General features: G+C 71.9%; 16 protein-coding genes. 10 read left to right on the forward strand and 6 right to left on the reverse strand.

Annotation, left to right across the window (positions count from 1 at the left end):
• Positions 1-48: 48 nt before the first annotated feature.
• A complete protein-coding gene (locus ACFV8T_RS02555; RefSeq protein ID WP_385323678.1) occupies positions 49-621 on the reverse strand; it encodes a GNAT family N-acetyltransferase in 573 nt (190 codons plus the stop codon).
• Positions 622-860: 239 nt separating this feature from the next.
• Between ACFV8T_RS02555 and secA the strand changes: the two genes are divergently transcribed.
• On the forward strand, positions 861-3,680 hold the full coding sequence (gene secA / locus ACFV8T_RS02560; protein WP_385323680.1) for a preprotein translocase subunit SecA: 2,820 nt from the start codon (positions 861-863) through the stop codon (positions 3,678-3,680).
• Between the two features lie 1,384 nt (positions 3,681-5,064).
• On the opposite strand, the gene ACFV8T_RS02565 is transcribed toward secA, so the two are convergent.
• Positions 5,065-5,514, reverse strand: a complete 450-nt coding sequence (locus tag ACFV8T_RS02565) for a hypothetical protein (RefSeq protein ID WP_385323683.1) — start codon at positions 5,512-5,514, stop codon at positions 5,065-5,067.
• A gap of 255 nt (positions 5,515-5,769) precedes the next feature.
• Complete coding sequence (locus ACFV8T_RS02570) at positions 5,770-6,198, reverse strand: Rv3235 family protein (RefSeq protein WP_385323685.1); 429 nt, start codon at positions 6,196-6,198, stop codon at positions 5,770-5,772.
• Positions 6,199-6,490: 292 nt separating this feature from the next.
• Here ACFV8T_RS02570 and ACFV8T_RS02575 point away from each other — a divergent pair, with 292 nt between their 5' ends.
• Positions 6,491-6,997, forward strand: a complete 507-nt coding sequence (locus ACFV8T_RS02575; RefSeq protein WP_385323686.1) for a DUF6912 family protein — start codon at positions 6,491-6,493, stop codon at positions 6,995-6,997.
• 102 nt (positions 6,998-7,099) lie between these two features.
• Positions 7,100-7,771 carry an HAD family hydrolase gene (locus tag ACFV8T_RS02580; protein ID WP_385323689.1) on the forward strand — a complete coding sequence of 224 codons (672 nt, stop codon included), beginning with the start codon at positions 7,100-7,102 and terminating at the stop codon, positions 7,769-7,771.
• 140 nt (positions 7,772-7,911) lie between these two features.
• On the opposite strand, the gene ACFV8T_RS02585 is transcribed toward ACFV8T_RS02580, so the two are convergent.
• On the reverse strand, positions 7,912-8,481 hold the full coding sequence (locus ACFV8T_RS02585; protein ID WP_385323692.1) for a DJ-1/PfpI family protein: 570 nt from the start codon (positions 8,479-8,481) through the stop codon (positions 7,912-7,914).
• 389 nt (positions 8,482-8,870) lie between these two features.
• Here ACFV8T_RS02585 and ACFV8T_RS02590 point away from each other — a divergent pair, with 389 nt between their 5' ends.
• Positions 8,871-13,883 carry an NAD-glutamate dehydrogenase gene (locus tag ACFV8T_RS02590; RefSeq protein ID WP_385323694.1) on the forward strand — a complete coding sequence of 1,671 codons (5,013 nt, stop codon included), beginning with the start codon at positions 8,871-8,873 and terminating at the stop codon, positions 13,881-13,883.
• A gap of 105 nt (positions 13,884-13,988) precedes the next feature.
• Here the strand turns inward: ACFV8T_RS02590 and ACFV8T_RS02595 are convergent, their stop codons facing one another.
• Positions 13,989-15,125, reverse strand: a complete 1,137-nt coding sequence (locus tag ACFV8T_RS02595; protein WP_385323697.1) for an FHA domain-containing protein — start codon at positions 15,123-15,125, stop codon at positions 13,989-13,991.
• 159 nt (positions 15,126-15,284) lie between these two features.
• On the opposite strand from ACFV8T_RS02595, the gene ACFV8T_RS02600 reads away from it, so the two are divergent.
• From ACFV8T_RS02600 to ACFV8T_RS02625, 6 genes are read left to right on the forward strand one after another with little or no spacing between them, the layout of a single operon-like run.
• Complete coding sequence (locus ACFV8T_RS02600) at positions 15,285-16,220, forward strand: hypothetical protein (protein WP_385323698.1); 936 nt, start codon at positions 15,285-15,287, stop codon at positions 16,218-16,220.
• The gene (locus ACFV8T_RS02605) at positions 16,217-17,614 is read left to right on the forward strand and encodes a hypothetical protein (RefSeq protein WP_385323700.1); all 1,398 of its coding nucleotides are present in this window, start codon (positions 16,217-16,219) and stop codon (positions 17,612-17,614) included. Before ACFV8T_RS02600 ends, ACFV8T_RS02605 begins: the two co-directional genes overlap by 4 nt.
• Complete coding sequence (locus ACFV8T_RS02610) at positions 17,611-19,188, forward strand: VWA domain-containing protein (protein WP_385323703.1); 1,578 nt, start codon at positions 17,611-17,613, stop codon at positions 19,186-19,188. Before ACFV8T_RS02605 ends, ACFV8T_RS02610 begins: the two co-directional genes overlap by 4 nt.
• On the forward strand, positions 19,185-20,231 hold the full coding sequence (locus ACFV8T_RS02615) for a hypothetical protein (protein WP_385323705.1): 1,047 nt from the start codon (positions 19,185-19,187) through the stop codon (positions 20,229-20,231). Before ACFV8T_RS02610 ends, ACFV8T_RS02615 begins: the two co-directional genes overlap by 4 nt.
• On the forward strand, positions 20,228-21,346 hold the full coding sequence (locus ACFV8T_RS02620) for a hypothetical protein (RefSeq protein WP_385323707.1): 1,119 nt from the start codon (positions 20,228-20,230) through the stop codon (positions 21,344-21,346). Before ACFV8T_RS02615 ends, ACFV8T_RS02620 begins: the two co-directional genes overlap by 4 nt.
• Positions 21,343-24,846 carry a hypothetical protein gene (locus ACFV8T_RS02625; RefSeq protein WP_385323710.1) on the forward strand — a complete coding sequence of 1,168 codons (3,504 nt, stop codon included), beginning with the start codon at positions 21,343-21,345 and terminating at the stop codon, positions 24,844-24,846. Before ACFV8T_RS02620 ends, ACFV8T_RS02625 begins: the two co-directional genes overlap by 4 nt.
• Here the strand turns inward: ACFV8T_RS02625 and ACFV8T_RS02630 are convergent.
• Complete coding sequence (locus ACFV8T_RS02630; protein WP_385323712.1) at positions 24,827-26,650, reverse strand: serine/threonine-protein kinase; 1,824 nt, start codon at positions 26,648-26,650, stop codon at positions 24,827-24,829. The genes ACFV8T_RS02625 and ACFV8T_RS02630 overlap by 20 nt on opposite strands.
• Between the last annotated feature and the right edge of the window lie 16 nt (positions 26,651-26,666).

Here is a 26,666-nt window from a genome sequence, read left to right on the forward strand (position 1 = left end):
GGATCGCGATCCGTCGGGACCGGAGACCGGCGGCAGACCCCGGAGGGGTCAGGGGGCGGGCAGATAGGCGTGGGTGCCCGGCAGGCCGAGATCGGAAGGGAGCAGCGCACCGATCCAGGTGTCGCGCCGTACTCCCTTGTTGAACAGACCCGACCGCTGTTCGCCCTCCATCCGGAATCCCGCCCTCAGCGCCACGGCACGCGAGGGGACGTTGCCCACCTCGGCGCGCCACTCCAGCCGGTCGCCGCCGAGTGCGGTGAAGGTCCAGCGGGCGGCGGCCAGCACCGCCTCCGCCGTGTAGCCGCGGCCCCGGTGCTCCCGGGCGGTCCAGAACCCCACCTCGTACGTGCCCGGAAGATTGCGGCGGTTGATGCCGAGGGCGCCGGCCAGGGCCCCGCTCTCGCGCAGGACCACCGCGAAGTTGTACATGGAGTCGTCGTGCCAGCCGCCAGGAGAGAGCTTTTCCGCGAAGAGTTCCGCGTCGGCGCGGCTGTACGGGGAGGGCACGACCGTCCACCGTTGGATGTCGGGGTCCTGACAGGCGGCGTGGATCGCGTCCGTATCGCCGCGGCCGAAGGGGCGCAGCAGCAGACGGTCGCTGGTGAGGGTGATCGGCTCCATGTGCGGATTCTGGTGAGGCGCCGCTCGTGAAGCGAACACTTTTCGGACTTCCCGGCACCTTCGGCGCTCCCCGGCCGTTGACTCGGAGGGGACAGCGGGGCCAACGCGGCGGCGGCCCTCCCGGCGCGGCGGGGTCCTCGCTTACGATGGCCGTTGCGGTGGGGCCCACCTGCCGTGCCCGCGCCAGTGTCCGTAACACGACCCAGTGCCAGGCCCGACCGGCAAGGAGACCAGCCTCAGTGTCCGTCTTCAACAAGCTCATGCGTGCAGGCGAAGGCAAGATCCTGCGCAAACTGCACCGCATCGCGGACCAGGTCAGCTCCATCGAAGAGGACTTCGTCAACCTCTCCGACGCCGAGCTGCGGGCGCTCACCGACGAGTACAAGGAACGGTACGCGGACGGCGAGAGCCTGGACGACCTGCTCCCCGAGGCATTCGCGACCGTCCGTGAGGCCGCCAAGCGGGTCCTCGGACAGCGCCACTACGACGTTCAGATGATGGGCGGCGCAGCGCTCCACCTCGGCTATGTGGCCGAGATGAAGACCGGCGAGGGCAAGACCCTCGTCGGCACCCTGCCGACGTATCTCAACGCGCTCTCCGGCAAGGGCGTGCACCTGATCACGGTCAATGACTATCTGGCCGAGCGCGACTCCGAACTGATGGGCCGCGTTCACAAGTTCCTCGGCCTCACCGTCGGCTGCATCATCGCCAACATGACGCCGGCCCAGCGCCGTGAGCAGTACGCCTGCGACATCACGTACGGCACGAACAACGAGTTCGGCTTCGACTACCTCCGTGACAACATGGCGTGGTCCGCCGACGAACTCGTCCAGCGCGGCCACAACTTCGCCGTGGTCGACGAGGTCGACTCGATCCTCGTCGACGAGGCCCGTACGCCGCTGATCATCTCCGGCCCCGCCGACCAGGCCACCAAGTGGTACGGCGACTTCGCCAAGCTGGTGACGCGGCTGACCAAGGGCGAGGCGGGCAACCCGCTCAAGGGCATCGAGGAGACCGGCGACTACGAGGTCGACGAGAAGAAGCGGACCGTCGCCATCCACGAGCCCGGTGTCTCGAAGGTCGAGGACTGGCTCGGTATCGAGAACCTCTACGAGTCGGTGAACACCCCGCTCGTCGGGTACCTCAACAACGCCATCAAGGCCAAGGAACTCTTCAAGAAGGACAAGGACTACGTCGTCATCGACGGCGAAGTCATGATCGTCGACGAGCACACCGGCCGTATCCTCGCCGGTCGCCGCTACAACGAGGGCATGCACCAGGCGATCGAGGCGAAGGAAGGGGTGGACATCAAGGACGAGAACCAGACGCTCGCCACGATCACCCTGCAGAACTTCTTCCGCCTCTACAGCAAGCTCTCCGGCATGACCGGTACGGCGATGACCGAGGCCGCCGAGTTCCACCAGATCTACAAGCTCGGTGTGGTGCCGATCCCGACCAACCGGCCGATGGTCCGTGCCGACCAGTCGGACCTGATCTACCGTACCGAGGTCGCGAAGTTCGCCGCGGTCGTCGACGACATCGCCGAGAAGCACGAGAAGGGGCAGCCGATCCTCGTCGGCACCACCTCGGTCGAGAAGTCCGAGTACCTCTCGCAGCAGCTCTCCAAGCGTGGTGTCCAGCACGAGGTCCTCAACGCCAAGCAGCACGACCGTGAGGCGACGATCGTTGCCCAGGCCGGCCGCAAGGGCGCGGTCACGGTCGCGACGAACATGGCCGGACGAGGCACCGACATCAAGCTCGGCGGCAACCCCGACGACCTCGCCGAGGCGGAGCTGCGCCAGCGCGGCCTCGACCCCGTCGAGCACGTCGAGGAGTGGGCGGCCGCGCTGCCCGCCGCGCTGGAGAAGGCCGAGCAGGCCGTCAAGGCGGAGTTCGAAGAGGTCAAGGAGCTCGGCGGGCTGTACGTGCTCGGCACCGAGCGGCATGAGTCGCGGCGTATCGACAACCAGCTGCGCGGTCGTTCCGGCCGTCAGGGCGACCCGGGCGAGTCCCGCTTCTACCTGTCGCTCGGCGACGACCTGATGCGTTTGTTCAAGGCGCAGATGGTCGAGCGCGTCATGTCGATGGCCAATGTGCCGGACGATGTGCCGATCGAGAACAAGATGGTGACGCGGGCGATCGCGTCGGCCCAGTCGCAGGTCGAGCAGCAGAACTTCGAGACGCGGAAGAACGTCCTGAAGTACGACGAGGTGCTCAACCGGCAGCGTGAGGTCATCTACGGCGAGCGTCGCCGGGTCCTGGAGGGCGAGGATCTGCAGGACCAGATCCGCCATTTCATGGACGACACGATCGACGACTACATCCGCCAGGAGACTGCCGAGGGCTTCGCGGAGGAGTGGGACCTGGACCGGCTGTGGGGCGCGTTCAAGCAGCTCTACCCGGTGAAGGTCACCGTCGACGAGCTGGAGGAGGCGGCCGGCGACCGGGCCGGGATCACGGCCGAGTTCATCGGCGAGTCCATCAAGGACGACATCCACGAGCAGTACGACGAGCGCGAGAAGCAGCTCGGCTCGGACATCATGCGTGAGCTGGAGCGGCGTGTGGTGCTGTCCGTCCTGGACCGCAAGTGGCGCGAGCACCTCTACGAGATGGACTACCTCCAGGAGGGCATCGGCCTCCGTGCCATGGCGCAGAAGGACCCGCTGGTCGAGTACCAGCGCGAGGGCTTCGACATGTTCAACGCCATGATGGAAGGCATCAAGGAGGAGTCCGTCGGCTACCTGTTCAACCTGGAGGTTCAGGTCGAGCAGCAGGTCGAGGAGGTGCCGGTGCAGGACGAGGCCGAGCGGACCTCGCTGGCCAAGGAGGACGCCGTGCCGGCGGCGCGTCCGGAGATCCGGGCCAAGGGGCTCGAAGCTCCGCAGCGTCCGGACCGGCTGCACTTCTCCGCTCCCACGGTGGACGGGGAGGGCGGGGTCGTCGAGGGCGACTTCTCCAACGGTGACGGTACGGCCGGGTCCGAGTCCGACGGGCTGACCAGGGCGGAGCGGCGCAAGGCCCAGAAGAATGGTGGGGGCGGGCGGCGCCGTAAGAAGTAGCTGGTGCTGGTGCTGGTGCCGGTGCGGGAGGCGCGGGTGCCGGTGACGTCGGTGGACGTCGTTGCGGTGGTCGGGCTGTAGTGGGGTTGTAGCCGGGGTCGGGCGCGTGGTTTGGGCGTCCGGCCCCGGCGTTTTGGGGTTTGGGCCTGTGGGGGCGCGGGGGTGTGTGGGGTGTGTGAGGTGTGAGGGGACGCGTGGGGTCCGTGCGGGTGGGGTGCTTGGGGGTTGGGGTGGGTGGGGTTGCGTGGCGTGGGTGGGTGGGCCGCTGCGCGGGGCCTGCCCCTCCCCGCCCCTTCCCGAAACCGGGGCGCTGCCCCGGACCCCGCTCCTCAAACGCCGGAGGGGCTGGGTGTACGTGGGGGTGCTGCCCGAGGGCTGTTGCTCTTCGATTGCTTGAGGAGCAGGGGGTGTACGTGAGGCTCTGCCCGGGACTGTTGCTCTTCGATTGCTTGAGGGGCTGGGGGGTATGCGGGGCTCTGCCCCGGACCGCTGCTCCTCGATCGCCTGAGGGGCTGAGAGGGGCGGCGGGGTCCGGTGGGCCAGAAAGGGCCGGGGATGGATGGAGGAAGCGGGGGAGGGGCTGAGAGGTGACCGCAGGGGCCGGGAGGGGGCTGGAGAGGGCGGAGGTTGCTGGGTGGGAGGTCGGGGAGGGCTGAGGCGGGCCGGAGAGCTGAGAGGGGCCTGGAGAGGCCTAGAGGGTGAGACGGGGCAGGAGGGGGAGAGCCGGTGTGGCCGGGTAGGGGGCGGTGGGTTGAGGAGAGGGAGTGGAAGAAAGAGGGCTGGGGAGAGGAACGTGGCTCGGGGGTCCCGTTGGTTTCGTTGCTTGAGCGCCATCGGGCTGGAAGAGGCTGGAACGGGGTCCGGGCGGGTCTGCTCTTGACGCTGTACTACTGAGAACGGGAGTCCAGGTTCCGGGGCCTGTTGCCCGCGCTGCCCGCGCTGCCCGCGCTGCCCGCGCTGCCCGCGCTGCCCGCCTCGCTCGTCCCACTTCTTGGCGTCTGAGCGCTGGAAGCTGTTGTGAGTGGCTCTGCCCATGAGTTTGGGCTCTGGCTCAACTTCTGTGGTGGTACGTCGCTCCCGCCCGTACCCGATTCGGGGCGATCCCGCTGACCTGCTGGTTTCCCGCGTCCGACGCGCCGTCCTTGCGATCGACAGGCCGGCATCACAGAAGTTGAGCCAGAGCCTGAGTTTGGGCAGTAGCTGTACAGCACTTCGGACAGTGCCCTGTCACGTGCTTGGTTCGAAACAGTCAGCAGTTCCGGGCAGTGCGGCAGGACCCTGGCGAACCCTGTTCAACTGCTTCCGGTGCTGGGTCGCCGCCGCAATGGTGACCCTGATCTGCAGCCGGCTCTACCGGCTGCTGCATGGTTGGCGGGATCGACCTTCAGCCGCAGCCGGACGTAGTCGCTGTCCATCGGCCCCGGACGGCGCGCACCGTCCGGCTGCCAGCCGTGACGGGCGTAGAAGCGCTGCGCGCGAGTGTTGGACGCCCAGCACTCCAGCACGCCCTCGGCGCACCCGGCGGCTGCAGTCCGCAGGATGAACTCCCGATGCAGGGCCCCGCCCACCCCATGTCCCAGGCGTGCGGCAGCACTCCGATCTGGTACAGCTCATAGTGCGTCGCGGCGTCGAGTTCCTCGCGGTGCGGCGGGCCGGCGGTGAGCAGGCCGACCACCGTTCCGCCCGGGTCCTCCGCGCACAGCGTGGTCCGCGTCGATGTGGCGAGCACCCGCGCCCAGGCATCGCGCCGCACCGCCCGCGCGGCTGGGTCGGCGAGCTGCTCATCGGGCATGCCGCCCGCGGTGTAGTACGCGGTCCGGGCCCGGGTGTGCACACCTGCCAGGATGTCGACATCCTGGGTGGTTGCCTCACGGAGGCGGAATCCTCGTCCATGCCCCTCCGGACGCCCACGCCGTCCCACCGGTTCCCCCGCGTCGAGTCGACACTGCCCGCCGCCACCGTCCGGGGTGGCCACCTGCCCGACCCGGCCCTGCCCGGCCCTGTGCCGTAAGTTCTGCCTGCTTCGCGGCGTCCGGCACGCACGCTCGCATGCCGGACGCCGCGGCGCTCCGTTTCCCGGGCGGGCGCGCTAGCGGGTTGGGGCCGTTTGTAGGTGCTCGTCGCCGAGTTCCACCGCTGAGCAGCGCCAGCGGAGGTCGGTGCCCTGTTCCAGGCGGAAGGCCATCGCCCGTACCTGTTCGCCCGCCGCGATGCTTGCGCAGGCCTCCACCACCCCCGGAGCCGGTTGGGCGCCGTGGCACATGCGGATGACGGGGCGGGCGCCGCGGGCCCTGAGGGGGGTGCGCGGGGCCAGTTCGGCCAGCTGGTCGTAGGCCTCGCCGATGGTGTGTCCGAGCATCCAGTGCACCGGGCGCTGGCCGCTGAGGACCGCCAGGAGGCGCTCGGCGAACCAGTGGTGCGGGCGGACGCGCCGGGGAGTCCGGGCGCGCTGCGGTGGTACGGCTTCGGGCCTGCGCTGGTCGCGTCGTCCAGTGGGCCGGGTCCTGTTCGTGCTCATCGATCATCGCCCCCGTGCTTCAGAGGCCCGGCCGAATACCGGGCGGTAACTTCTGCTGGGGACCTTCTACGGTGACGGTCGAGGCGGCCGCAAGCGGCGGCGGGGTGCCGGGAGCGATCGGGAGGAATCACCTATCCGGGTGATGCGTCCGCTGCCGGGCGGGGCGTGAGACGGGCGCAGGGAGGGTGAGGGGCGGTTGCCGGGTGGACGGCGGGGTATCGGTGCACGTGACCCCAAAGGGGGACGTCGCACGTATCCTGAGGGCGTTTCCGACTACGAAAGCGACCCGGCCATGCGCGTGTACGTCCCCCTGACCCTGTCCGGTCTCGCAGCGGCGCACCGGGCGGGCGAAATCGGCCCCGGTCCGCTGACCGCGTACGCGGTGACCCCCGCACTGCGCGAGTGGTATGTCTCGGACGACATCGAGGAACTGGAGTACGCGGCGCTCAACCGGGCCGCCTCCGCCTCGCTGCGCATGATCGCGCAGAACCCCGACGCGGTGCGCAGGCGCGTCGTCGTGGCCGTCGAGGTATCGGACGGCGCGGCCGTCGCCGACCCGGACCACAGTTTCGACCCGTCCTCGCTCGGCGAGGTGCGGATCGCTTCCCCCGTGGCGCTCGCCAAGGCCGCCGCGGTGCATGTCGACGCGGACGACGCGGAGAAGGACGTCACGGCGGCGGCCGCGGCGCTGGGGGCGGCGGACCTCGGTGACGACGACGCGCAGTTCACCGTGGACGGCGCCGAGGACCATGAGCTGCTGTGGTTCGGCATCCAGGAGATTCCGAACCTGATCGGCTGAAGAACCTGATCGGCTGAAGGGGAGAGGCCGGGGCCCGGGGAGGCCGGGAGCGGACCGGGCCGACTTCGAACGGGTGTCGCAGGCGGCGGGTACTTTCTATGCATGGGGACGCATGGGAAGCACCGCACTCATCTGGTCTGGGACTGGAACGGCACACTGCTCGACGACAACGACGCGGTCGTCGGCGCGACGAACGCCGCGTTCGGCGAGGTCGGCCTGGAGCCGATCACGCTTGAGCAGTACCGCGAGATGTACTGCATCCCGATACCCCGCTTCTACGAACGGCTGATGGGCAGGCTGCCCACGGAGGCCGAGTGGGAGCGGATGGACGGGATCTTCCACCGGTACTACACCGAGCAGCGGGCCGCCTGCGGGCTCACCGAAGGCGCCGAGGAGCTGCTCACGCAGTGGCAGCTGGCCGGGCGCAGCCAGTCGCTCCTGAGCATGTACGGGCACGACCAGCTGGTCCCCGTGGTGCGGGGGTACGGCATCGAGCGGCGCTTCGTGCGGGTCGACGGCCGTACCGGGCCTTCCGGCGGCAGCAAGGCCCAGCACATGGAGCGGCACATCGCCGCCCTGGACGGGATATCCGCCGAGCACACGGTGGTCATCGGCGATGCGGTGGACGACGCCGTGGCCGCGGCCCATGTCGGTGCGAAGGCCGTGCTCTACACCGGCGGATCGCACAGCAGGGCCAGCCTGGCGGCGGCCGGGGTGCCGGTGGTGGACAGCCTGGCCGAGGCCGCGCAGCTCGCCGAGCAGATGGCCGGATAGCGGCGATCGGATGGCGGCGATCCGATGGCCGCTATCCCATGGACGCTATCCGATAGTGGTGATCGGGTGGCGGCGCATCGGGTGGCAGCCATCGGACCGGGGCGGAGGGTGAAGAGGGAGCGGCGAGGCGGCCGGACGGGTCAGTTGGTGACCGGGGCCTTTGTGCGGAGGACCTTCAGGAATTCGCGCATCCACGCCGAGTGGTCCGGCCATGCCCGGGACGAGACCAGAGTGCCGTCGACCACCGCCTCGTGGTCCTCGAAGGTGGCGCCCGCCGTCTGCATGTCGAGCTCCAGCGCGGGGTAGGCGGTGACATGCCGGCCGGCCAGCGCGCCGACCGCTGCCGTCATCAGCGGGCCGTGGCAGATCTGGGCCACCGGCCGGTCCGAGTCGAAGAAGGCCTTGAGGATCTTGCGGAGCTCGGCGTCGTTGCGCAGGTACTCGGGCGCCCGGCCTCCCGGGACGACCAGCGCCACGTAGTCCCCGGCGTCGACCTCGGAGAAGGCCAGGTCGGCGGGCCAGGTATAGCCGGGCTTCTCGGTGTACGTGTCGAAGCCGGGCTCGAAGTCGTGGACCACGAAGCGGAGCGTCTTGCGGGCGGGGGCCGCGATGTGGACGTCGTAACCCTCCTCGCGCAGCCGCTGGTACGGATAGAGGACTTCCAGGGACTCGGCGGCGTCGCCGGTGACGATCAGGATCTTCGGTGCCATGGCGGGGCTCCCACGGTTCGTCGGCCTGTTCCGACTACCAGAGTGCGACATCACGGACCCGCGCGCTGTCCAGAGTGTCAAAGTTCGGGTCCATCTTTTTACACAAACGGCTCGTGACGGTCACGGGGTGGGGCGATATAGCCTGGACCCCGTGATCAGCGCGATACGCCTCGGGGGCAGCGAAGCCCCCGGCCTGCGCCCGGAGTGCCACAGCACCCGGGCCGTCGCTGATTCCCACAGCCCGGTCCGACTGCCAAGAATGGCCAATATGGTCCCGGGCGTCTCTCATAGCGGCATAGCGTCGACTCAGACCGGAAACCCCGTGTCGTGGCGGTACGTCGTCTTTTTCACCTACGTCTCGCAACGGCGCGTGACAGGAGCCAGAGGACATGCAGACCAAGCTGGACGAAGCCAAGGCCGAGCTGCTCGCACGGGCCGCCAAGGTAGCTGACAACAGCCCAGGCGGTGGTGTCGGTGGCCCGGGAGGTACCTCCCGGGTGCGTGTTGCGGCCGCCGGGGCCGAGCAGGAGCGTCCCGGACAGGACGTGCTCCTCTCCTACCTCCAGCGTTACTACCTGCACACCGCTCCGGAGGACATCGCGGGCCGCGACCCCGTGGACGTCTTCGGTGCCGCCTCCTCCCACTACCGCCTCGCCGAGACGCGCCCGCAGGGCACGGCGAACGTCCGGGTGCACACCCCGACCGTCGAGGAGAACGGCTGGACGTGCAGCCACACGGTCATCGAGGTCGTCACCGACGACATGCCGTTCCTGGTCGACTCCGTCACCAATGAGCTGTCCCGGCAGGGGCGCGGCATCCATGTCGTGATCCACCCGCAGGTCGTCGTACGCCGCGACGTCACCGGCAAGCTCATCGAGGTCCTCGCCGAGGGCAACGGCATCGCAGGGGGCCCGCAGGGCCGCAAGGGCGGCGCGGGCGCCAAGGACGCGAAGAACGAGCTGCCGCACGACGCGCTCGTCGAGTCCTGGATCCACGTCGAGATCGACCGCGAGACCGACCGCGCCGACCTCCAGCAGATCGCCGCCGACCTGCTGCGCGTGCTGTCCGACGTACGGGAGACCGTCGAGGACTGGGACAAGATGCGTGACGCCGCGCTGCGCATCGCCGACGACCTGCCCGGTGAGCCGCTCGACGACCTCGCCGACGAAGAGGTGAACGAGGCCAGGGAGCTGCTGCGCTGGCTCGCCGCCGATCACTTCACCTTCCTCGGCTACCGCGAGTACGAGCTGAAGGACACCGACTCGCTGGCCGCCGTCCCCGGTACCGGCCTCGGCATCCTGCGCTCCGACCCGCACCACAGCGTCGACGAGGCGCACCCCGTGAGCCCGTCCTTCGACCGGCTGCCCGCCGACGCACGGGCCAAGGCCCGTGAGCGCAAGCTCCTCGTCCTCACCAAGGCCAACAGCCGGTCGACCGTCCACCGCCCCAGCTACCTCGACTACGTCGGCGTGAAGAAGTTCGACGCGGACGGCAACGTCATCGGCGAGCGCCGCTTCCTCGGACTGTTCTCCTCCGCCGCCTACACCGAGTCCGTGCGCCGGGTGCCCGTCATCCGCCGCAAGGTCGCCGAGGTGCTGGAGGGCGCGGGCTTCTCGCCCAACAGCCACGACGGCCGCGACCTGCTGCAGATCCTGGAGACGTACCCGCGCGACGAGCTCTTCCAGACGCCCGTCGACCAGCTGCGCTCCGTCGTCACCTCCGTGCTGTACCTCCAGGAGCGCCGCCGGCTGCGGCTCTACCTGCGCCAGGACGAGTACGGGCGCTACTACTCCGCGATCGTCTACCTGCCGCGCGACCGCTACACCACCGGTGTGCGGCTCCGCCTGATCGACATCCTCAAGGAGGAACTGGGCGGCACCAGCGTCGACTTCACCGCCTGGAACACCGAGTCGATCCTCTCCCGGCTGCACTTCGTCGTCCGCGTCGCACCCGGCACCGAGCTGCCCGACCTCACCGACGCCGAGGCCGACCGCATCGAGGCCCGGCTCGTCGAGGCCGCCCGCTCCTGGGCCGACGGCTTCCAGGAGGCGCTGGGCGCCGAGTGCGGCGAGGAGCGCGCCGCCGAGCTGCTGCGCCAGTACGGCCACTCGTTCCCCGAGGGCTACAAGGCCGACCACACGCCGCGCTCCGCCGTGGCCGACCTGGTCCACCTCGAAGCGCTCAAGCAGGACGAGAACGACTTCGCCCTCAGCCTGTACGAGCCGGTCGGCGCCTCCCCCGGCGAGCGCCGCTTCAAGATCTACCGGACCGGCGAGCAGGTCTCCCTCTCCGCCGTGCTCCCTGCCCTCCAGCGGCTCGGCGTCGAGGTCGTCGACGAGCGTCCGTACGAGCTGCGCTGCGCGGACCGTACGCACGCCTGGATCTACGACTTCGGGCTCCGGATGCCGCAGACCAACGGCAACGGCAACTATCTCGCCGACGACGCCCGCGACCGCTTCCAGGACGCCTTCGCCGCCGTGTGGACCGGTGAGGCCGAGAACGACGGCTTCAACTCGCTGGTGCTGGGCGCCGGTCTGAGCTGGCGCCAGGCGATGGTGCTGCGCGCGTACGCGAAGTACCTGCGCCAGGCCGGGTCGACGTTCAGCCAGGACTACATGGAGAGCACGCTCCGCAACAACGTCCACACCACCCGGCTGCTGGTCTCGCTCTTCGAGGCCCGGATGTCCCCGGAGCGGCAGAACGCCGGCACCGAGCTGACCGACGGCCTCCTCGAAGAGCTGGACGGGGCCCTGGACCAGGTCGCCTCGCTCGACGAGGACCGCATCCTGCGGTCCTTCCTGACCGTCATCAAGGCCACCCTGCGCACCAATTTCTTCCAGCGGGCGGACAACGGCAAGCCGCATCCGTACGTCTCGATGAAGTTCGACCCGCAGTCCATCCCGGATCTGCCGGCGCCCCGCCCGGCCTTCGAGATCTGGGTCTACTCGCCGCGCGTCGAGGGCGTGCACCTGCGCTTCGGCAAGGTCGCCCGAGGCGGTCTGCGCTGGTCGGACCGGCGCGAGGACTTCCGTACGGAGATCCTCGGCCTGGTCAAGGCACAGATGGTGAAGAACACCGTCATCGTGCCGGTCGGCGCCAAGGGCGGATTCGTCGCCAAGCAGCTCCCGGACCCGGCCGTCGACCGTGACGCCTGGATGGCCGAGGGCATCGCCTCGTACCGCACCTTCATCTCGGCGCTGCTCGACATCACCGACAACATGGTGGCCGGCGAGGTCGTGCCGCCCAAGGACGTCGTCCGGCACGACGAGGACGACACCTACCTGGTCGTCGCCGCCGACAAGGGCACCGCGAGCTTCTCCGACATCGCCAACGAGGTCGCCGTCGGGTACGGCTTCTGGCTCGGCGACGCCTTCGCCTCCGGCGGCTCCGCGGGCTACGACCACAAGGGCATGGGCATCACCGCCCGCGGCGCCTGGGAGTCCGTCAAGCGGCACTTCCGCGAGCTGGGCCACGACACCCAGACCGAGGACTTCACCGTCGTCGGCGTCGGTGACATGTCCGGTGACGTGTTCGGCAACGGCATGCTGCTCTCCGAGCACATCCGGCTCGTCGCGGCCTTCGACCACCGGCACATCTTCATCGACCCGACCCCGGACGCCGCCACCTCGTACGCCGAGCGGCGCCGCCTGTTCGACCTGCCGCGCAGCTCCTGGGCCGACTACAACAAGGACCTGCTCTCCGCGGGCGGCGGCGTCCACCCGCGCAGCGCCAAGTCCATCCCGATCAACGCGCACGTCCGCGAGGCGCTCGGCATCGAGCCGGGTGTCACCAAGATGACGCCCGCCGAGCTGATGCAGACCATCCTCAAGGCCCCCGTGGACCTGCTGTGGAACGGCGGCATCGGTACGTACATCAAGTCCTCCGCCGAGTCGAACGCGGACGTCGGCGACAAGGCCAACGACGCGATCCGCGTCAACGGCGAGGACCTGCGGGCCAAGGTCGTCGGCGAGGGCGGCAACCTGGGCGCCACCCAGCTCGGCCGGATCGAGTTCGCCCGGGGCGGCGGCCGGATCAACACCGACGCGATCGACAACAGCGCCGGTGTGGACACCTCCGACCACGAGGTGAACATCAAGATCCTGCTCAACGGCCTGGTCCGGGACGGCGACATGACCGTCAAGCAGCGCAACAAGCTGCTCGCCGAGATGACCGACGAGATCGGCCGCCTCGTCCTGCGCAACAACTACGCGCAGAACGTCGCGCTCGCCAACGCCACGTCCCAGTCCCCCTCGCTGCTCCACGCCCACCAGCGCTTCATGCGCAGGCTGGGCCGTGACGGGGACCTCGACCGCGGGCTGGAGTTCCTGCCCAACGACCGCCAGATCCGTGAGCTGCTCAACGCCGGCAAGGGGCTCAGCCAGCCCGAGCTGGCCGTGCTGCTCGCGTACACGAAGATCACCGCGGCCCGGGAGCTGATCCGGACCAGCCTGCCGGACGACGAGCACCTGCAGAAGCTGCTGCACGCCTACTTCCCGCAGCAACTGCGCGAGCAGTTCCCCGAGGCGGTCGACGGACACGCGCTGCGGCGCGAGATCATCACCACGGTCCTGGTCAACGACACCGTGAACAGCGGTGGTTCGACCTTCCTGCACCGGCTGCGGGAAGAGACCGGTGCCTCGATCGAGGAGATCGTGCGGGCGCAGTTCGCGGCCCGCGAGATCTTCGGCCTCGGCCAGGTGTGGGACGCCGTCGAGGCGCTCGACAACCAGGTCGCCGCCGATGTGCAGACCCGGATCCGGCTGCACTCGCGCCGGCTCGTCGAGCGCGGTTCGCGCTGGCTGCTCGGCAACCGGCCGCAGCCGCTGGAGATCGCCGGGACGATCGACTTCTTCAAGGCGGGTGTCGACCAGGTCTGGGCCGAGCTGCCCAAGATGCTGATGGGTGCCGACCTGGAGTGGTACCAGTCGATCCTGGACGAGCTCACCGAGGCGGGCGTCCCGGGCGAGCTGGCCCAGCGGGTCGCCGGATTCTCCTCCGCCTTCCCGGCGCTGGACATCGTGGCGATCGCGGAGCGCACGGGCAAGGACCCGCTCTCCGTCGCCGAGGTGTACTACGACCTCGCGGACCGGCTGGGTATCACCCAGCTGATGGACCGGATCATCGAGCTGCCGCGGGCCGACCGCTGGCAGTCCATGGCCCGCGCCTCCATCCGCGAGGACCTGTACGCCGCGCACGCCGCGCTCACCGCGGATGTGCTGTCGGCGGGCAACGGGACCTCGACGCCGCAGGAGCGGTTCGAGGCGTGGGAGGAGAAGAACGCGGCGATCCTGACGCGGTCCCGCTCCACCCTTGAGGAGATCCGGGGGTCGGACGCCTTCGACCTGGCGAATCTGTCGGTCGCGATGCGGACGATGCGCACGCTGCTCCGTACGCACGCCTAGCCGGTCGGGAGGGGAGGCGGTCGCCGGGTCTTCCGGTGGCCGCCTCCCTTTCCTGTTGCCGCGAGGTGCGTGGACCCGTTGCCGCGAGGTGCGCGGACCCCGGCGTCAGTACATGCGGGTTTCGCCCGCCGCGTCCGGCGGGGGCGGTTGGCGGCGTTGCCATTCCTGGGCCAGTTCGGTCGGGAAGCGGCGGCCGCTGCGGGCCAGGACCACGCCCTCGACCAGTTCGAGTTCGTCCCCGCCGTGGTACTGCCGCTCGGCCGCGCCGAGCTTCTTCCACGGGCCCGGACCCGATTTCCCGGCCGTCGAGCGCCACCGGGTGCCGTAGGTGCTGTGGTCGCGTACGTGGACGATGCCGCCGGTCACCCGCAGCTCGACATGGGCGCGGCTGAGGCCGGCGGTGCGGCGCTCCGGGATCAGGCCGTGCAGGGCTATGCCGCCCTCACCGGGCGCCCTGCCCACCTTCACGTTCGTGCCGTCCTCCAGGGTGAACCGGGCCTTCACATCGCCCTCCACCAGGAGCTTCAGCTGGACGGTCGCGGTGCGTGGGCCGTCGTCGACCAGCGGGGTGCCGTGGCTCTGGCAGTGGGGTACGCCCCTGAGGACGCGCGGCAGCAGGGCGGCGCTGCCCTTGTGGGTGTCGTAGAGGGTGCAACGGCGGTCCTCGCAGCGCCAGTTGCGGCTGACCACGTCGAAGCGGGGGCTGCGGTGCGGGCCCAGCAGACCCATCTTCTTCAGCACGTCCTCCTCCATCTTCCTGGAGATGTCCAGCGCGCTGGCCACCCCCATGTCGACGGGGACCAGCCGGACCTTGCCGCCGCGGGCCGGGACCGGCTCCAGGAAGTCGTCCGTATTGCCCTGGAGCCAGGGGTGCGACTCGCGATGGCCGCGGAAACGGTCGCCGGTGATGACGGGGATGCCGGTGTACGCGCACAGTTCGAGCAGGCGGTCGTCGGCGTCCGGCAGCTCCTCGACCAGGCCGCGGTCCACCCAGCGGCCGAGCAGCCGGATGTCGGCGGGATCGGTGAACTCCCGTCGTCCGCCGAGCCGCAGGCTGGCGTCGGCGACCAGATACAGCTTGACGTCCGGATCCCGGGCGAGCTCCTCGGCGGCCTCCACGAGGAGCCGCAGCCGGCGCAGCGAGCGTGCACCGGGCTCGCCCAGCGTGCGGTTGCGCACGACGTTGGACAGATCCACCAGGAAGCAGGCTGCACCGAAGTCCGTGGTGAGGTGGTTCTCCATCGGAGGTCGCCTTCCCGGAAGTCCCTGAACAGGAGTTGACGATATGTCAATCCTGGTGCGGTGCAACTATATTGACGTCCTCGGTGGCCCCCGGGTTCCGGCAGGCAGGTGTGAACGGGGGCCGTGGGACGGCAGGGACGAGAACGTGGGGGCGTTTGCGTGTCGGATTGGGGTTCGTTCATCGACGAGACGCCGTCGGGGCAGTCTCCGCCGCCACCGCCCGACCACGCCCCGTCCGGGGCGGGCGCCGGGGACGACGGCTGGGGCAGCTTCGCCGACGAGACACCGGCGGCGGGCGGCGCGCCACCGCCGCCGCCCTCCGCGCCGCCGCCCGCTCCGCGACCGTACGGCGTTCCGGTCCCCTCCCCGGAGGTCGCCGCCTCGCTGCTGACGGCCGGGGAGACCCTGTGGGCGCAGGTCGACGGGGCGGACGCCGTGCTCGGCTCGGGCTGCCGGGTGGCCGTGGTGCCGGGCGAGGACGGGGACGCGGCCACGGACGGGTTCGGCGGCTGGCGGCCGGTGACGGTGGTCGATCCGGCCGCGCTCACCGTGCGACTCGTACCGCTGGCCCTCGCCGAACCGCCCATCGGCACCGCGACCCCGGTGGCCGAGCTGTACGCGGACCCCGAGCCGTACACCGCCGCCGCGCCCGACCGGGCCGGGGTGTTTCCGGTCGGGCAGGGCCCCGATCTCGACGCCCTGCTGCATCGCGCGCAGGCGGAGGAGCGCGCCCGGGTCCGGGCCGACGTCGAGGCCGAAGCCCGGCGCGCCGAGCGGGAACTCGCCGACGCCAAGGCGGAGGTGCGGGAACGGGCGGAGGCCGCCGAACAGCGGGCCGCTCAGCGCGAGCAGCGGGCGCAGGAGGCCGCGCAGCGCGCCCAGGAATACGCCGAGCAGCAGGTCAGGACGGCCCGCGACGAGGTCGCCCAGGCGGTGTGGCAGTGGCAGGAGCGCGCCCAGCGGGCCGAGGCGGAGGTCGCCCGGCTGAGCGGCGAGCTGGCGAGGGCCGAGCAGGCGGGCGTCCTGCGGCATGTACTGGACCGCCGTCGGCGCGCCGGCGGCGGGCGTGATCAAGCGGGCCCGAGGGGGACATGAGCGTGGAACTGCCCGCAGACGTAACGGAGTCCGGTGCCGTCGCGCTGCCGGAGATCAGAGTGGAGTGGTCGCAGGCGCTGGCCCCGACCCTCCGCGACAGCGTGGTCGACGCGCACAGCCTGGACCGCGAGGAACTCGTCGCGGCCCTGCCCGGACTGTGGCGGGCGGTGGACGCGGCGCTCGATCTGGCGGGGCCCGGAAGCCTGGTCGCCGAGTCCGTGCGGCATGACGCGTACGAGGGGTGGCAGGTGGCCGCGCTGCCCCGGTACGACCTCGACGGACGGATCCGCCCGCGCGAGCGCAGGGAGGGCGCGCAGCACGGGGCGCCGCAGCTCAGGGACCGGCGGGCGCTGGTCAGGGCGCTGGTGGACGCCGTCGCCGAACGGCCGTGCCTGGATCTGCGGGACGCGCTCCAGATGCTCGACGTGTTCGCCGGGAACTTCCCGCCGGGGCTGGACGCGGTCTGCCGCCGGCTCCTCGGGCACGAACTGCGCCACGGGGTCGCCGCCGGGCTCGCCCCGCTGCACGAGGCGCTCGACCGGCGTGCGCCGGACGGTGTCTCCACGCTCTGCTACCGGGAGAGCGCGGTCGGCTCGCGCAAGGCCAAGGGCGATCCGGCCACCGACAACGAGGACACCGCGGGAGCGCTGACCGGGCCGAGCGGGGTGCTGCGGTGCGCGGTCTTCGACGGGGTGACCGGCGACGGCGACGGCTCGGGCGGCACGGCCGCGCGCGCGGCGCTGGAGCAGGCGGTACGGCGGTGGCGGCTGGAGGAGGAGGCCACCGGGGGCGCGCTGTCGGGCGACTCCCTCACCGATTCCCCTGTCGATGCTCTTGCGGGAGCCGACTCGCCCGCCGAGCTGATCGCCGAGCTGGACGCCGCCGTCGGGCGGGCCACCGCCGTCGGCAGCGCGGCCGCGGTCCTCGCCACCGTGCGGCCCGACGGCACGGCGTCCGTCGTGTCGGTGGGCGACGCCGAGGCCTGGCTGATCCGGCCCGTGCGCGTACCGGCGGGAGAAATCCCGTATGCCGCATGGAAGCTGACGCCCGCTCACACCGGGTTCGCGGAACGGTTGCGGATCTCGGCCGATGCCGAGGGCGAGGAGTCGCAGCTCGTCTCCTTCCTCGGCGGCGGTACGGCCCGCTGGGCCCACCGGACGTTCCGGGTCGCCCCCGGGGATCTGCTGCTGCTCGCCTCGGACGGGGCGAGCGAACCGGAACGGGACCGGTGGTTCGGCGCCGTGCTCGCGGAACTGACCGCACAGCTCGACGCGTCCGGCAGACCGACCGCACCCGCGCTCGCCGCCGCGCTGGTGCAACGGGCCGAGGCTCTCGGCGGCTGGGACAACGCGACCGCGCTGGTGTGCGCGGTGGGGGAGGCGAAGGACCGATGACCACCGAGGACATCAAGATCACCGCGGACCGGCAGGAGGTGCACCTCGGCGAGGAGTTCACCGTCCTGATCGCCCCGCGCGAGCTGGGCCGGGGCGACCGCGTCGTCGAGGGCGTCGCCTATGTCATCGCCATCGACGACAGCTACTCCATGGAGATCAGGGCCGATTCGAGCACCGACCAGTTCGCCGACCCGGACAACCCCGACGACCCGAGCCGCAAGCAGGTCGCCGAGGCCGGGGTGCGGGAGCTGGTCGCCGCACTGCCGCGCGGCGCCCACGTCGAGGTGCTGACCTTCGCGCAGAACACCGGAGTGCGTTTCTCCGGCACGGCGGGGGAGCTCCAGCGCCGCGGCCGGTGGAACGGCAACATCGAGGACGAGCGCCGCTGGACCAACATCGAGGGCGCGCTGCTGCGCGCGTACCAGCAGCTCGATCAGCAGCGGGCCGCCTCGCGCCGGGTGGTGCTGTTCAGCGACGGCATCCCGAACTTCGGCGAGACCGACCCCGGCCGGCTCGCCGCCCTCGCCCGCGACGCCGCCGACCGCGAGCTGCACACCGATGTCATCGGCATCGGCGCGGGCGCCGACTTCGGGCTCCTCGAACGCCTCGCGCCGACCGGGCTGCCCGAGCACGTCGCCTCCCGCGCCGGTGCCGCCGAGGCGATGAAGCAGATCACCGCCAGGTTCGCGGCCTTCGGCAGGGACGTGGTGGCGGGCAGCGGCGAACTGTCCCTGGAGATCAATCCGAGCTTCCCCGTGCTCGGCGTCTACCAGCTCGACCCGACCCGCCGCCGGGTCGACGGCGCGCTCGCGGACGGCGGCGGGCGGCGGCCCAGCCGGGTGCGGCTGAAGCTCGGCGCGATCGGCGCCGGGGAGGAGGGACAGCCGCTGTACGCGCTCAGACTGCGTGCGCCCGAGCGGATCAGCGCCGGTCCGATGCCCGTGCTGAAGGCGACCGGTTCCATCGGCACGGGACGCGAGGCACGGCAGCTCGCTCCCGGCCAGATCGCGCTGCGCACGGTCGACAACCCCATGTCGCCGATCCTGCAGCCCGACCTCAAGCGGCAGATCGACGCCATCGAGCTGGACCGGGAGATCAACGGCCGGATCGCGGCAGCCGCCTCGAAGGCCGAGCGCGAGCGGATCTACCAGGAGGGCGTGGAGCGCGCCCGGCGCATCCCCGACCCCGATCTGGCCGCCGCCTATCAGCGGGCGAGCGGCGGTCTGCGGGACGGACTCGACCCGAAGGACGTGGCGAACGAGGCACGGGCGGCATCCAGCCGCAGCTCCACGAAGTCCAAGCGGGACTGGTTCCAGCAGATCCCGGTCGAGACGCCGGACGAGATCCGGGCCCGGCGCCGGCAGCAGAGCCTCGACGACGATGACGACGACGAGGGCGAGTACGGCCCCGCGTACGGCAGCGGTACGTACAGCAGCGGAACGTACGGCAGCGGCAGCGGAACGTACGGAAGCGGAAGTGGAACGTACGGCACCGGCAGTGGTACGTACGGTGGCCCGCCCACCCTTCCGCCCGGCGCCCCCACCGAACCGCCGCCGGGCCGGGGGCCGCGGTGAGCGTGCCCGGCGTCATCATCGACGCCTCGAACGTCGCCGCGACCAGGAAGCGGCCCTGGCCCTTCTCCCGGGTCGTCGGGGTACGGGACGCCTGGCTGCGTGAACACCCGGGCACCACCGCGATAGCCGTGCTCGACGCCACCGTCCGCCCGTTCCTCGACGAACAGCATCTGGTGAGGCAGGCCGAGCGCGAGCAGTGGCTCGAGGTCCACCAGGGGGACGCCGACGACCGGATCCTCGCGCTCGCCACGCAGTTCGGGTCGGCCATCGTCTCCAGCGACAACTTCCGCTTCGCCCGCCGGGAGCACGCCTGGCTGCAGGGCAACAACTCCCGGGTCTGGTCGGCGCGCTGGGTGCACGGCCGGGTCCTGCTCAGCCCGCGCCACCTCGGGGTCGCCACCGACGAGGAGATCGAACGCGACCGGCTCCACAAGCTCGACAAGGCCGGGCTGCTGCGCGAGGACGCCGAGGAACGCTTCCGCTGCACCGATCCGGCGGGCACCTGTCTGCGCCGCGGCACGGTGCTGCTGCCGCGTCAGGTCAACAAGGACGGCAACCGCTGGTTCTGCCGCTCGTGCGGCTACGAGGCGGTCGAGGTCGTCGTCGAACCGCCGGTGCCCGAGGGGCTGGACGCCGGTCCGGTCCTGGTCACCGTGCAACACGGCTACACGGTCCGGGCGACCGTCACGGTGCCGTCGCAGGGGCTGACACTGGGCCGGGCCTCGCGCAGCCGCCCCGGGGCCACCGATGTCACCGAAGGGCTCGGCGCCGACCGGGCGGCCGAGATCAGCCGGGCCCATCTGCGGATCTTCCTCGACGACGACGGCAGACCGCTCGCCGAGCATCTGCCCGAGAACAACGCCTCCTTCCTCAACCCGGAGCTCGACTTCGACGGACTGCCGCGCACCGCCCGGCTGGCCGCCGGAACGCCGTACGCGCTGGAGGACGGCGACGAACTCCACCTGGGCCCCGGCACCGTACGGCTGCGCATCAGCAACGGGGCCCGGACCGGTGACGAGCCCGGAAGCGAGTACGCCAGGTGACCCCGTTCCAGCCCTGCTGGGTGCACGCCGAGCATCCCGACGCCCTGGGCTCGCCCCGGCTGGCCTGGCTCCCCGAGGCCTACGGCGAGGACGGCCGCTTCCGCACCAAGCGCCTGCTCGCCGGTGCGGGCCAGGGGTACGCCGTACTCGCCGAGGACCGCTGGTCCGGCGGCGACGTGGTGATCAAGGGCATGTGGTGGTCGCAGTCGGACCTCGACGACCCGCGCAGCGTCCACGGAGCGCTGGGCGAGCAGAAGAAACAGCGCGACCAGGGGCTGCGGGCCGCCCGGCAGGCCGCACAGCTCACCCAGCAGTGCCCCGTCGTGATCAGCGTCGAGTCCCAGCCGTCCCCCTCCCTGCTCGCCGACGGCAGGCACGGCGGGCGGCCGGGCGGCGGCATGCCGGGCGAGGTGCCGTACGAGAGCTTCGTGGTGCAGCAGTTCATCGGGCACTACGGCGGCGTCTCACGCACGCACCACGGCGGCGTCTCACGCACCCTCCAGGAGGAGATCGACGAGCGGGCCGCATCGCACCGCCGCTTCAAGCCCGAGCAACTCCTCGACCTGGCCGAGCAGTTGTGCAACACCCTCGCCGCGCTCCACGCCGACCGGCACAACGGGGACGAGCACTCCAAGGGCTGGATCCACGCCGACATCAAACCGGAGAACATCCTCGTCCTCGGGCCGCCCGCCCGGTACGTGCTCATCGACTACGACGCCGCCGTCCAGATCGGCGACCGCATCCGCACCACCACGAGGGCCTACGCCCCGCCCTCCGCCGAAGGCACCGACGAACCCTCCGAACTCGCCCCGGCCTCCGAGCGGTTCGACATCTACATGCTGGGCGCCACCCTCGCCCACGCCGCCGCGCTGCGCAGGCTCACCGACCGGCAGGCGCGCGAGCTGTACGCGGAGGACTTCGACGTCAGCGCCCCGGCCCGCCGCTTCATCGCCGGTCTGCGCTACGGGCCGATCCTCACCAACGCCCTCACCACCTGCCTGTCGGCGAAGAAGTTCCGGCTGGCCACCGTCGACCGGGTCAGGACCGACCTCGCCCGCGCCCGCAGCGCCACGGCCCTGCAGTCCGCGCTCCGCGCCCTGGGGGAGCACCGATGAACCAGCCGGGAGCCGCGATGCCCCGCCGTACCGGAGCCAATGCCCCGCTCACCGGGCTGCTCACCCGCATCCCCGGCCGCTCCGGCCGCGTCTGGGAGCCGCACACCGTCCAGCTGCGCCCCGGCCATCTGCGCTCCTCGGCCGGCGCGGCCGTCCGGGCCACCCGGCTGGTGAAGGACGAGGACGCCGACGCGTACGGTGCGCTGCGGGTCTTCCCGAACCGCAAACAGCGGGGCCGGGCCGCCGCCCTCCTCGCGACCGGCAGCCCCGTCACCCCCGCCCTCCTGGACATCGTCGACCACCCCGGACTGCCGCCCGCCCTCGTCACGGCATGGTCGCCCGGCGCCTCCTCCGTACCGCTGCACGCGCTGCGCGAACGCGACGACCTCGACACCATGCTCGCCGCAGGCCACCGCTGGACCCCCGCCGAGGCGCTGCACACCCTCGTCCCGCTCGGCCGCGCCCTGGACGACATGGCACACGCCGGATTCACCCCGCTGGAGCTCTCCCCGGACCACCTCGTCCTCAACTCCGGCTCGCTCGCCCTCGTCGGTCTCGGCCGGCACGGCTACGTACCGTCCGAGGGCCGGATGCCTGGGCCACAGGGCATGTCGCTGCCCAGCGCGCTCCTGCTCGGCGAGGACCTCCCGCCCGCCTCCGCCACCGGCCAGGACACCGCGGTGCGCTGGCGGGAGGTGCAGCTGCGCGCCCTGACCCGGCTGGCCGGCTGGATGGCCTGCGGACTGCCGCCCGCCGCCTGGGGCCCGGTGCACGGCCCCGCCGACCTCGGCGGCTATCTGTCGGCCGCCGGATTCCAGCGGGTGCCCGCGCTGCGCCCCGGACAGCTCGCCGACACCCTGGCCCGCGCCGCCCGGCACGAGGAGGAGGCCCGCGCACTGCGCGACTTCGCGGAGGCCGAGGCGCTGCTCGTGTACGACGACGCCGCCCAGGACTCCGGCGGCGGCAACCGCCTCGACATCAACCCCGAGGTGCTGCGCCTGGGCCTGCTCCACGACCACGGGCCCAAGGTGATCGCGCTGGCCGCGTTCGAGCAGCGGCGCCTGGGTACCCGTACCGCCACCCTGCTCTCCGGCGCCGGCTGGGTGCTGCTGAACCCCAAGGACTTCGCCGCCCAGGTCTGCCGGGCCGCCGCCGCCGCGCCCCGGGCCCGGCTCGTCGTCGCGGGCCGGATCGGGGCTGAGGACCTGCGGCGGATCGAGGCGGTGCGCGGCGGGCGCGCCCAGCGCGTCGACCCGGACGACCTCGCGGGCGCCGTACCGCGCATCGCGGGCCGCCCCGCCGACCAGCTGCCCTACCTCACCGACCGGGACATGGACGCCTACTCCGCCGAACTCCTCGGCGGCGTCGGCGGCCAGGCGATGCGGCGGCGGACCTTCGCGGCGGGCTGGACCCTGGCGCTGGGCGGCGCCGACCAGCTGCCGCCCCGCCAGCGCGGCAAGCTCCTGGACCAGATGACCGACTGCTTCGGCACCAACACCGAACTGCTCGTCGCGGTGCGCGCCCGGCAGAACGCCCCCGGCATGCGCAAGCAGAACCGGCTGCTCGACGAGGCCCGGATGCGGCGCCTGGTCGCCGCCCTGTCCGGCGTGCCCGGCTCCGTCTTCCGCGACTGCCTGATGTCCGCGCTGCTGGGCCCCGCCGCCGAGGACCTCTACGACGAGGCCGCCCGCCGGCTGCTCCCCGTCGCCACCCGGCTCGCGACGGTCTTCGACCCGGACCGTCCCGTCGCCGCCGGGGCGCTGCCGATGGAGGACGCCCTGCGCGAGCGCCCCGGCATCCGCCGGGTCGGTCTCTACGGGCGGCTGTGCACCGCCGTCACCGAGGTCGACCCCGCCAGGCTCGCCGCGGCCGTCGCCTCGATGGACGACACGCTGGTCGCGGTGCTCTCCGAGATCCCGGCGCCCAGCCTCCAGTTCCTCGCCGGACGGCTGGAGGACCCCGAGCTGCTCGAACTGCTCGGCCCGCACCTCCAGGGCGACGACCTGGACCTCCTGTCCCGCTACACCCCGCAGATGTGGCGGATGCTCCTCGACGGGCTGCGCCAGCCCGAACACCTCGGCGCCCTCGGCCTCGGCTGGGTCCAGATCGCCGCCCAGGACCCGGCGGGCACCGTCGACGCCCGGGTGCTGCTGAGGATCGCCGCCGACGCACAGGTCCCGGGAGCCGACGCGGTACGCGCCCTGCTCGGCACCGGACCCGAGCACTGGGCCACCGTCTGCGCGCACCCGCTGCTCGCCGCCCGCTGGCTCGCCGAACAGGGCGACCTCGACATCGCCGAGATCGTCGCCGCCTTCCCCGATCCGGCGGACGCCCTCGCCGAACTCGGCACCGAGGGACTGCGGCACGCCCATGAACTCGGCCTGGACCAACGGGCGATGAGCATCCTCGGCGGATACGCGGAAGGGCTGCGGCGCCCGCTCGACGAGGTGCTGGTCGCCTTCCAGCAGCGGGGTTACGAGAGCGAGCAGGCGGGCCCGTTCGCCACCGCGGCGGCCGTCGAGTGGTCGCGGCGGCAACTCGGCCGGGGCAAGGCGCTGGGCTGGATCGTCGGCAATGTGGTGGAGCGCCCCGGTAAGATCCGCGACTGGGCGGTGGACGGCACGGGGCTGGGGCGCCGGGTCACCGAGGCGGTGCTCGGCGCGCCCGGGACGGCCGCGCCCGTGCTGGAGTCGCTGCTGGCCACCCCCGCCCTGCTGCCCCTGCTCGCCGGCCTCGGCAGCCCGGGGCAGCGCGCCGCGCTCCTCGACCTGTACGCCGCGGAGCCCGAGGCCGTACTCGACCCGCGGGCCCGTCGCGAACTCCCGATGATCCTCGCCGCCCCGGACCCGGGCGACGCCCTGCGGACCCTCCTGCGCGAGGGACTCGGGGTGATCGCCCAGCAGTTCGCCGACCGGTTGCGGCTCAGCCCCGAACAGCGCCGCACCCTCGCCGGGCTCACCCCGCTCACCGGGGTGCTGGCGCCACCCTCGCTGGAGGCCGTGCTGACCGCCGGCGTCCGGTTCGGGCCGCGCGTCGCCGTCACCGCGGGCGTCGTCGAACAACGGCTGCCGGGCGCCGCCGACGCCCTCACCGTCTGGGGCCCGCGCTGGCTGCCGCTGCTGGCGGGCCCGGCGGGGGAGCGGGTGCTGCGGCTGCTGGTGGAGCAGCGGGAGCGGCACGGCGGGCAGAGCGGCCGGCTCACCCCGTGGCTACTCGCGGCGGGCGAGGACGGGCTCGCGCTGGTGGAGCGCTTCGGCCCGGACGCGCTCGACCTGGTCCTCGCCACCGACGCACCGCCCGCCGACGCCCGGCTGCTCGGCGAACTGCTGATGCTGCCCGGCCCCTCTCCCGTGCTCCACCGGATGATCACCGCTCACGGGCTGCCCGCCGCCACCTGGTCGCGGGCGGCGGCGCTGCTGGCGGCGGGGGAGTCGCGGGAGCGGGTACTGCTGCGGCTGTGGAGCCGCAGCGGCGGTGTGCCTACTGCTGCCACAGGGTGAGTTCGGTGAAGTAGTCCGGCAGATCGTTGGTGGCGCGCTTCTCCACCTTGGTGATCTTCAGCATGGCGAGATTGCCGTCGGACGTCACCGTGCACAGCCGGGTGCCCACCGGCAGGGTCTGGCCGCGCTGGAGTTCCTTCTCCCTGATCTCGGACGGCAGTACGTCGGACTGCGAGCCCTGGAGGCACTGTTCGGGGGTGGCTCCGGTGCTCTTGCCCGCCGGCGTACGGAATGTCCAGCTGCCGCCCGACACCTCGCTCAGCTCCAGCTCGTCGTCGCTGTCGGTGAATTCGCTGGGGCCCGAGATCCGTGGTTCGTCGAGATCGACTCCGATGACACTCGGCTCGGCGGGTGCCCGCAGCGCGAACGGCCGGTCCTTGAAGATCACCTTGTAGCTGCTCTGCTGCGCGGACGATCCGGACGATCCGGACGAGGTGGAGTCCGACGGTTTCGGATCGGGCTCCGGCTGCGAGGGCCGGTCGCTGTGCGAGTCGTCGGCGTCCGTGGTGCCGCCGTCCTTGTCGTTGCCGTGGGTGGCGATCACCCACGTCCCCGCGACCAGCAGCAGCGCGACCCCGGCGGCCACCGCGACCCGCACCGGCCCCCGGGACTTCGGGGCGGGAGCGGTCGCCGGTGCCGGGCCGGGCACCGGCGGCGACACGGTGGGGTGGCCGGGCTGCGGCGGGGCCTGGGTGGGCGGCTGGTGCGACAGGGTGTGCGCGGGCGGCCGGTGCGGCGCGGTCGTCGCGAATCCGGTCTGCGCGCCCGGCGGCACCGGGTCGGCGGGGGCGGTGGCGCCGGTCGGCGACAGGTCCGTGTTCGGTGGGTACGTGGGTGCCGCCGCCGGGCCCGCCGGCGGCGGGGGCAGCTGCGCGGCCTGCTCGCGGCGGGCGATCTCCGCGGCGAGCGGCTCCGGCAGCCAGCCGGCCGATTCGCTCAGCGGCCGGCCCGCCGACTGCTCGCACAGGGCGGCGAGTTCGGTGGTGCCGATGCGCGCTCGCGGATCCGCGGCCAGGCAGCGTTCCAGCAGCGGGCGCAGCTCCGGCGGATAGCCGTCGAGCCGGGGCGGCCGGTGCTCGGTGTTGGCGATCTGGGCGGCGACGGTCATCGCCCCGCCCGTTCCGTACGGATGACGGCCGGTCGCCGCGAGCGCCGCGATCAGACCGAGCGAGAAGACGTCGGTGGCCGGTCCGACCTGCTCCCCGAGCGCGTGCTCGGGCGACATGAACTGCGGGGTTCCGATCAGCCCGCCGCTGCGGGTGAGCTGGGTGGCGTCGGCGGCGCGGGCGATCCCGAAGTCGATGACGTACGGGCCGCTCGCCCCGAGCAGGATGTTGCCGGGCTTCAGATCGCGGTGGACGACCCCGGCCGCGTGGATGGCGGTGAGCGCTCGGGCCGTACAGCCGATGAGCCGGAAGACCGTGGGCAGCGGCAGCGGCCCGTGGTCCGTCAGCGCCGCTTGCAGCGACATGCCGGGCACGAACGCCGAGGCGAGCCAGGGCTGTTGGCCGGAGGTGTCGTGGTCGACCACCGGCACCAGGTGGTAGCCCTGCACCCGGCGGGCGGCCTGCACCTCCTGCTCGAACCGGCGGCGGAACTCGGGATCGTCGCCGAACTCGCGGCGGATCAGCTTCAGCGCGACGGCCTGGCCACCGCGGGTGTGCGAGAGGTAGACGGTCCCCATGCCGCCCTCGCCGATGCGGGCGAGCAGCCGGTATCCGGCGGCCTCGCGCGGATCGTCCGGTCCCAGAGGTGTGAGTATGTCGCCCGTGCCGGTACTGATGGGAGCCTCCCCCGCTCGCATGACCGAAATCTGACCG

The organism is Streptomyces sp. NPDC059832 (genome assembly GCF_042731715.1).
In the GTDB taxonomy this organism is placed as follows: Bacteria; Actinomycetota; Actinomycetes; order Streptomycetales; family Streptomycetaceae; genus Streptomyces.

Bases quoted from the DNA above. Each gene is read 5' to 3' on its own strand.
- ACFV8T_RS02570 (WP_385323685.1), bottom strand. From the start codon at position 6,198: ATGAGCACGAACAGGACCCGGCCCACTGGACGACGCGACCAGCGCAGG.
- ACFV8T_RS02595 (WP_385323697.1), bottom strand. From the start codon at position 15,125: ATGGAGAACCACCTCACCACGGACTTCGGTGCAGCCTGCTTCCTGGTG.
- ACFV8T_RS02555 (WP_385323678.1), bottom strand. From the start codon at position 621: ATGGAGCCGATCACCCTCACCAGCGACCGTCTGCTGCTGCGCCCCTTC.
- ACFV8T_RS02625 (WP_385323710.1), top strand. From the start codon at position 21,343: ATGAACCAGCCGGGAGCCGCGATGCCCCGCCGTACCGGAGCCAATGCC.
- ACFV8T_RS02630 (WP_385323712.1), bottom strand. From the start codon at position 26,650: ATGCGAGCGGGGGAGGCTCCCATCAGTACCGGCACGGGCGACATACTC.
- ACFV8T_RS02575 (WP_385323686.1), top strand. From the start codon at position 6,491: ATGCGCGTGTACGTCCCCCTGACCCTGTCCGGTCTCGCAGCGGCGCAC.
- ACFV8T_RS02585 (WP_385323692.1), bottom strand. From the start codon at position 8,481: ATGGCACCGAAGATCCTGATCGTCACCGGCGACGCCGCCGAGTCCCTG.
- ACFV8T_RS02605 (WP_385323700.1), top strand. From the start codon at position 16,217: ATGAGCGTGGAACTGCCCGCAGACGTAACGGAGTCCGGTGCCGTCGCG.
- ACFV8T_RS02580 (WP_385323689.1), top strand. From the start codon at position 7,100: ATGGGGACGCATGGGAAGCACCGCACTCATCTGGTCTGGGACTGGAAC.
- ACFV8T_RS02610 (WP_385323703.1), top strand. From the start codon at position 17,611: ATGACCACCGAGGACATCAAGATCACCGCGGACCGGCAGGAGGTGCAC.
- ACFV8T_RS02590 (WP_385323694.1), top strand. From the start codon at position 8,871: ATGCAGACCAAGCTGGACGAAGCCAAGGCCGAGCTGCTCGCACGGGCC.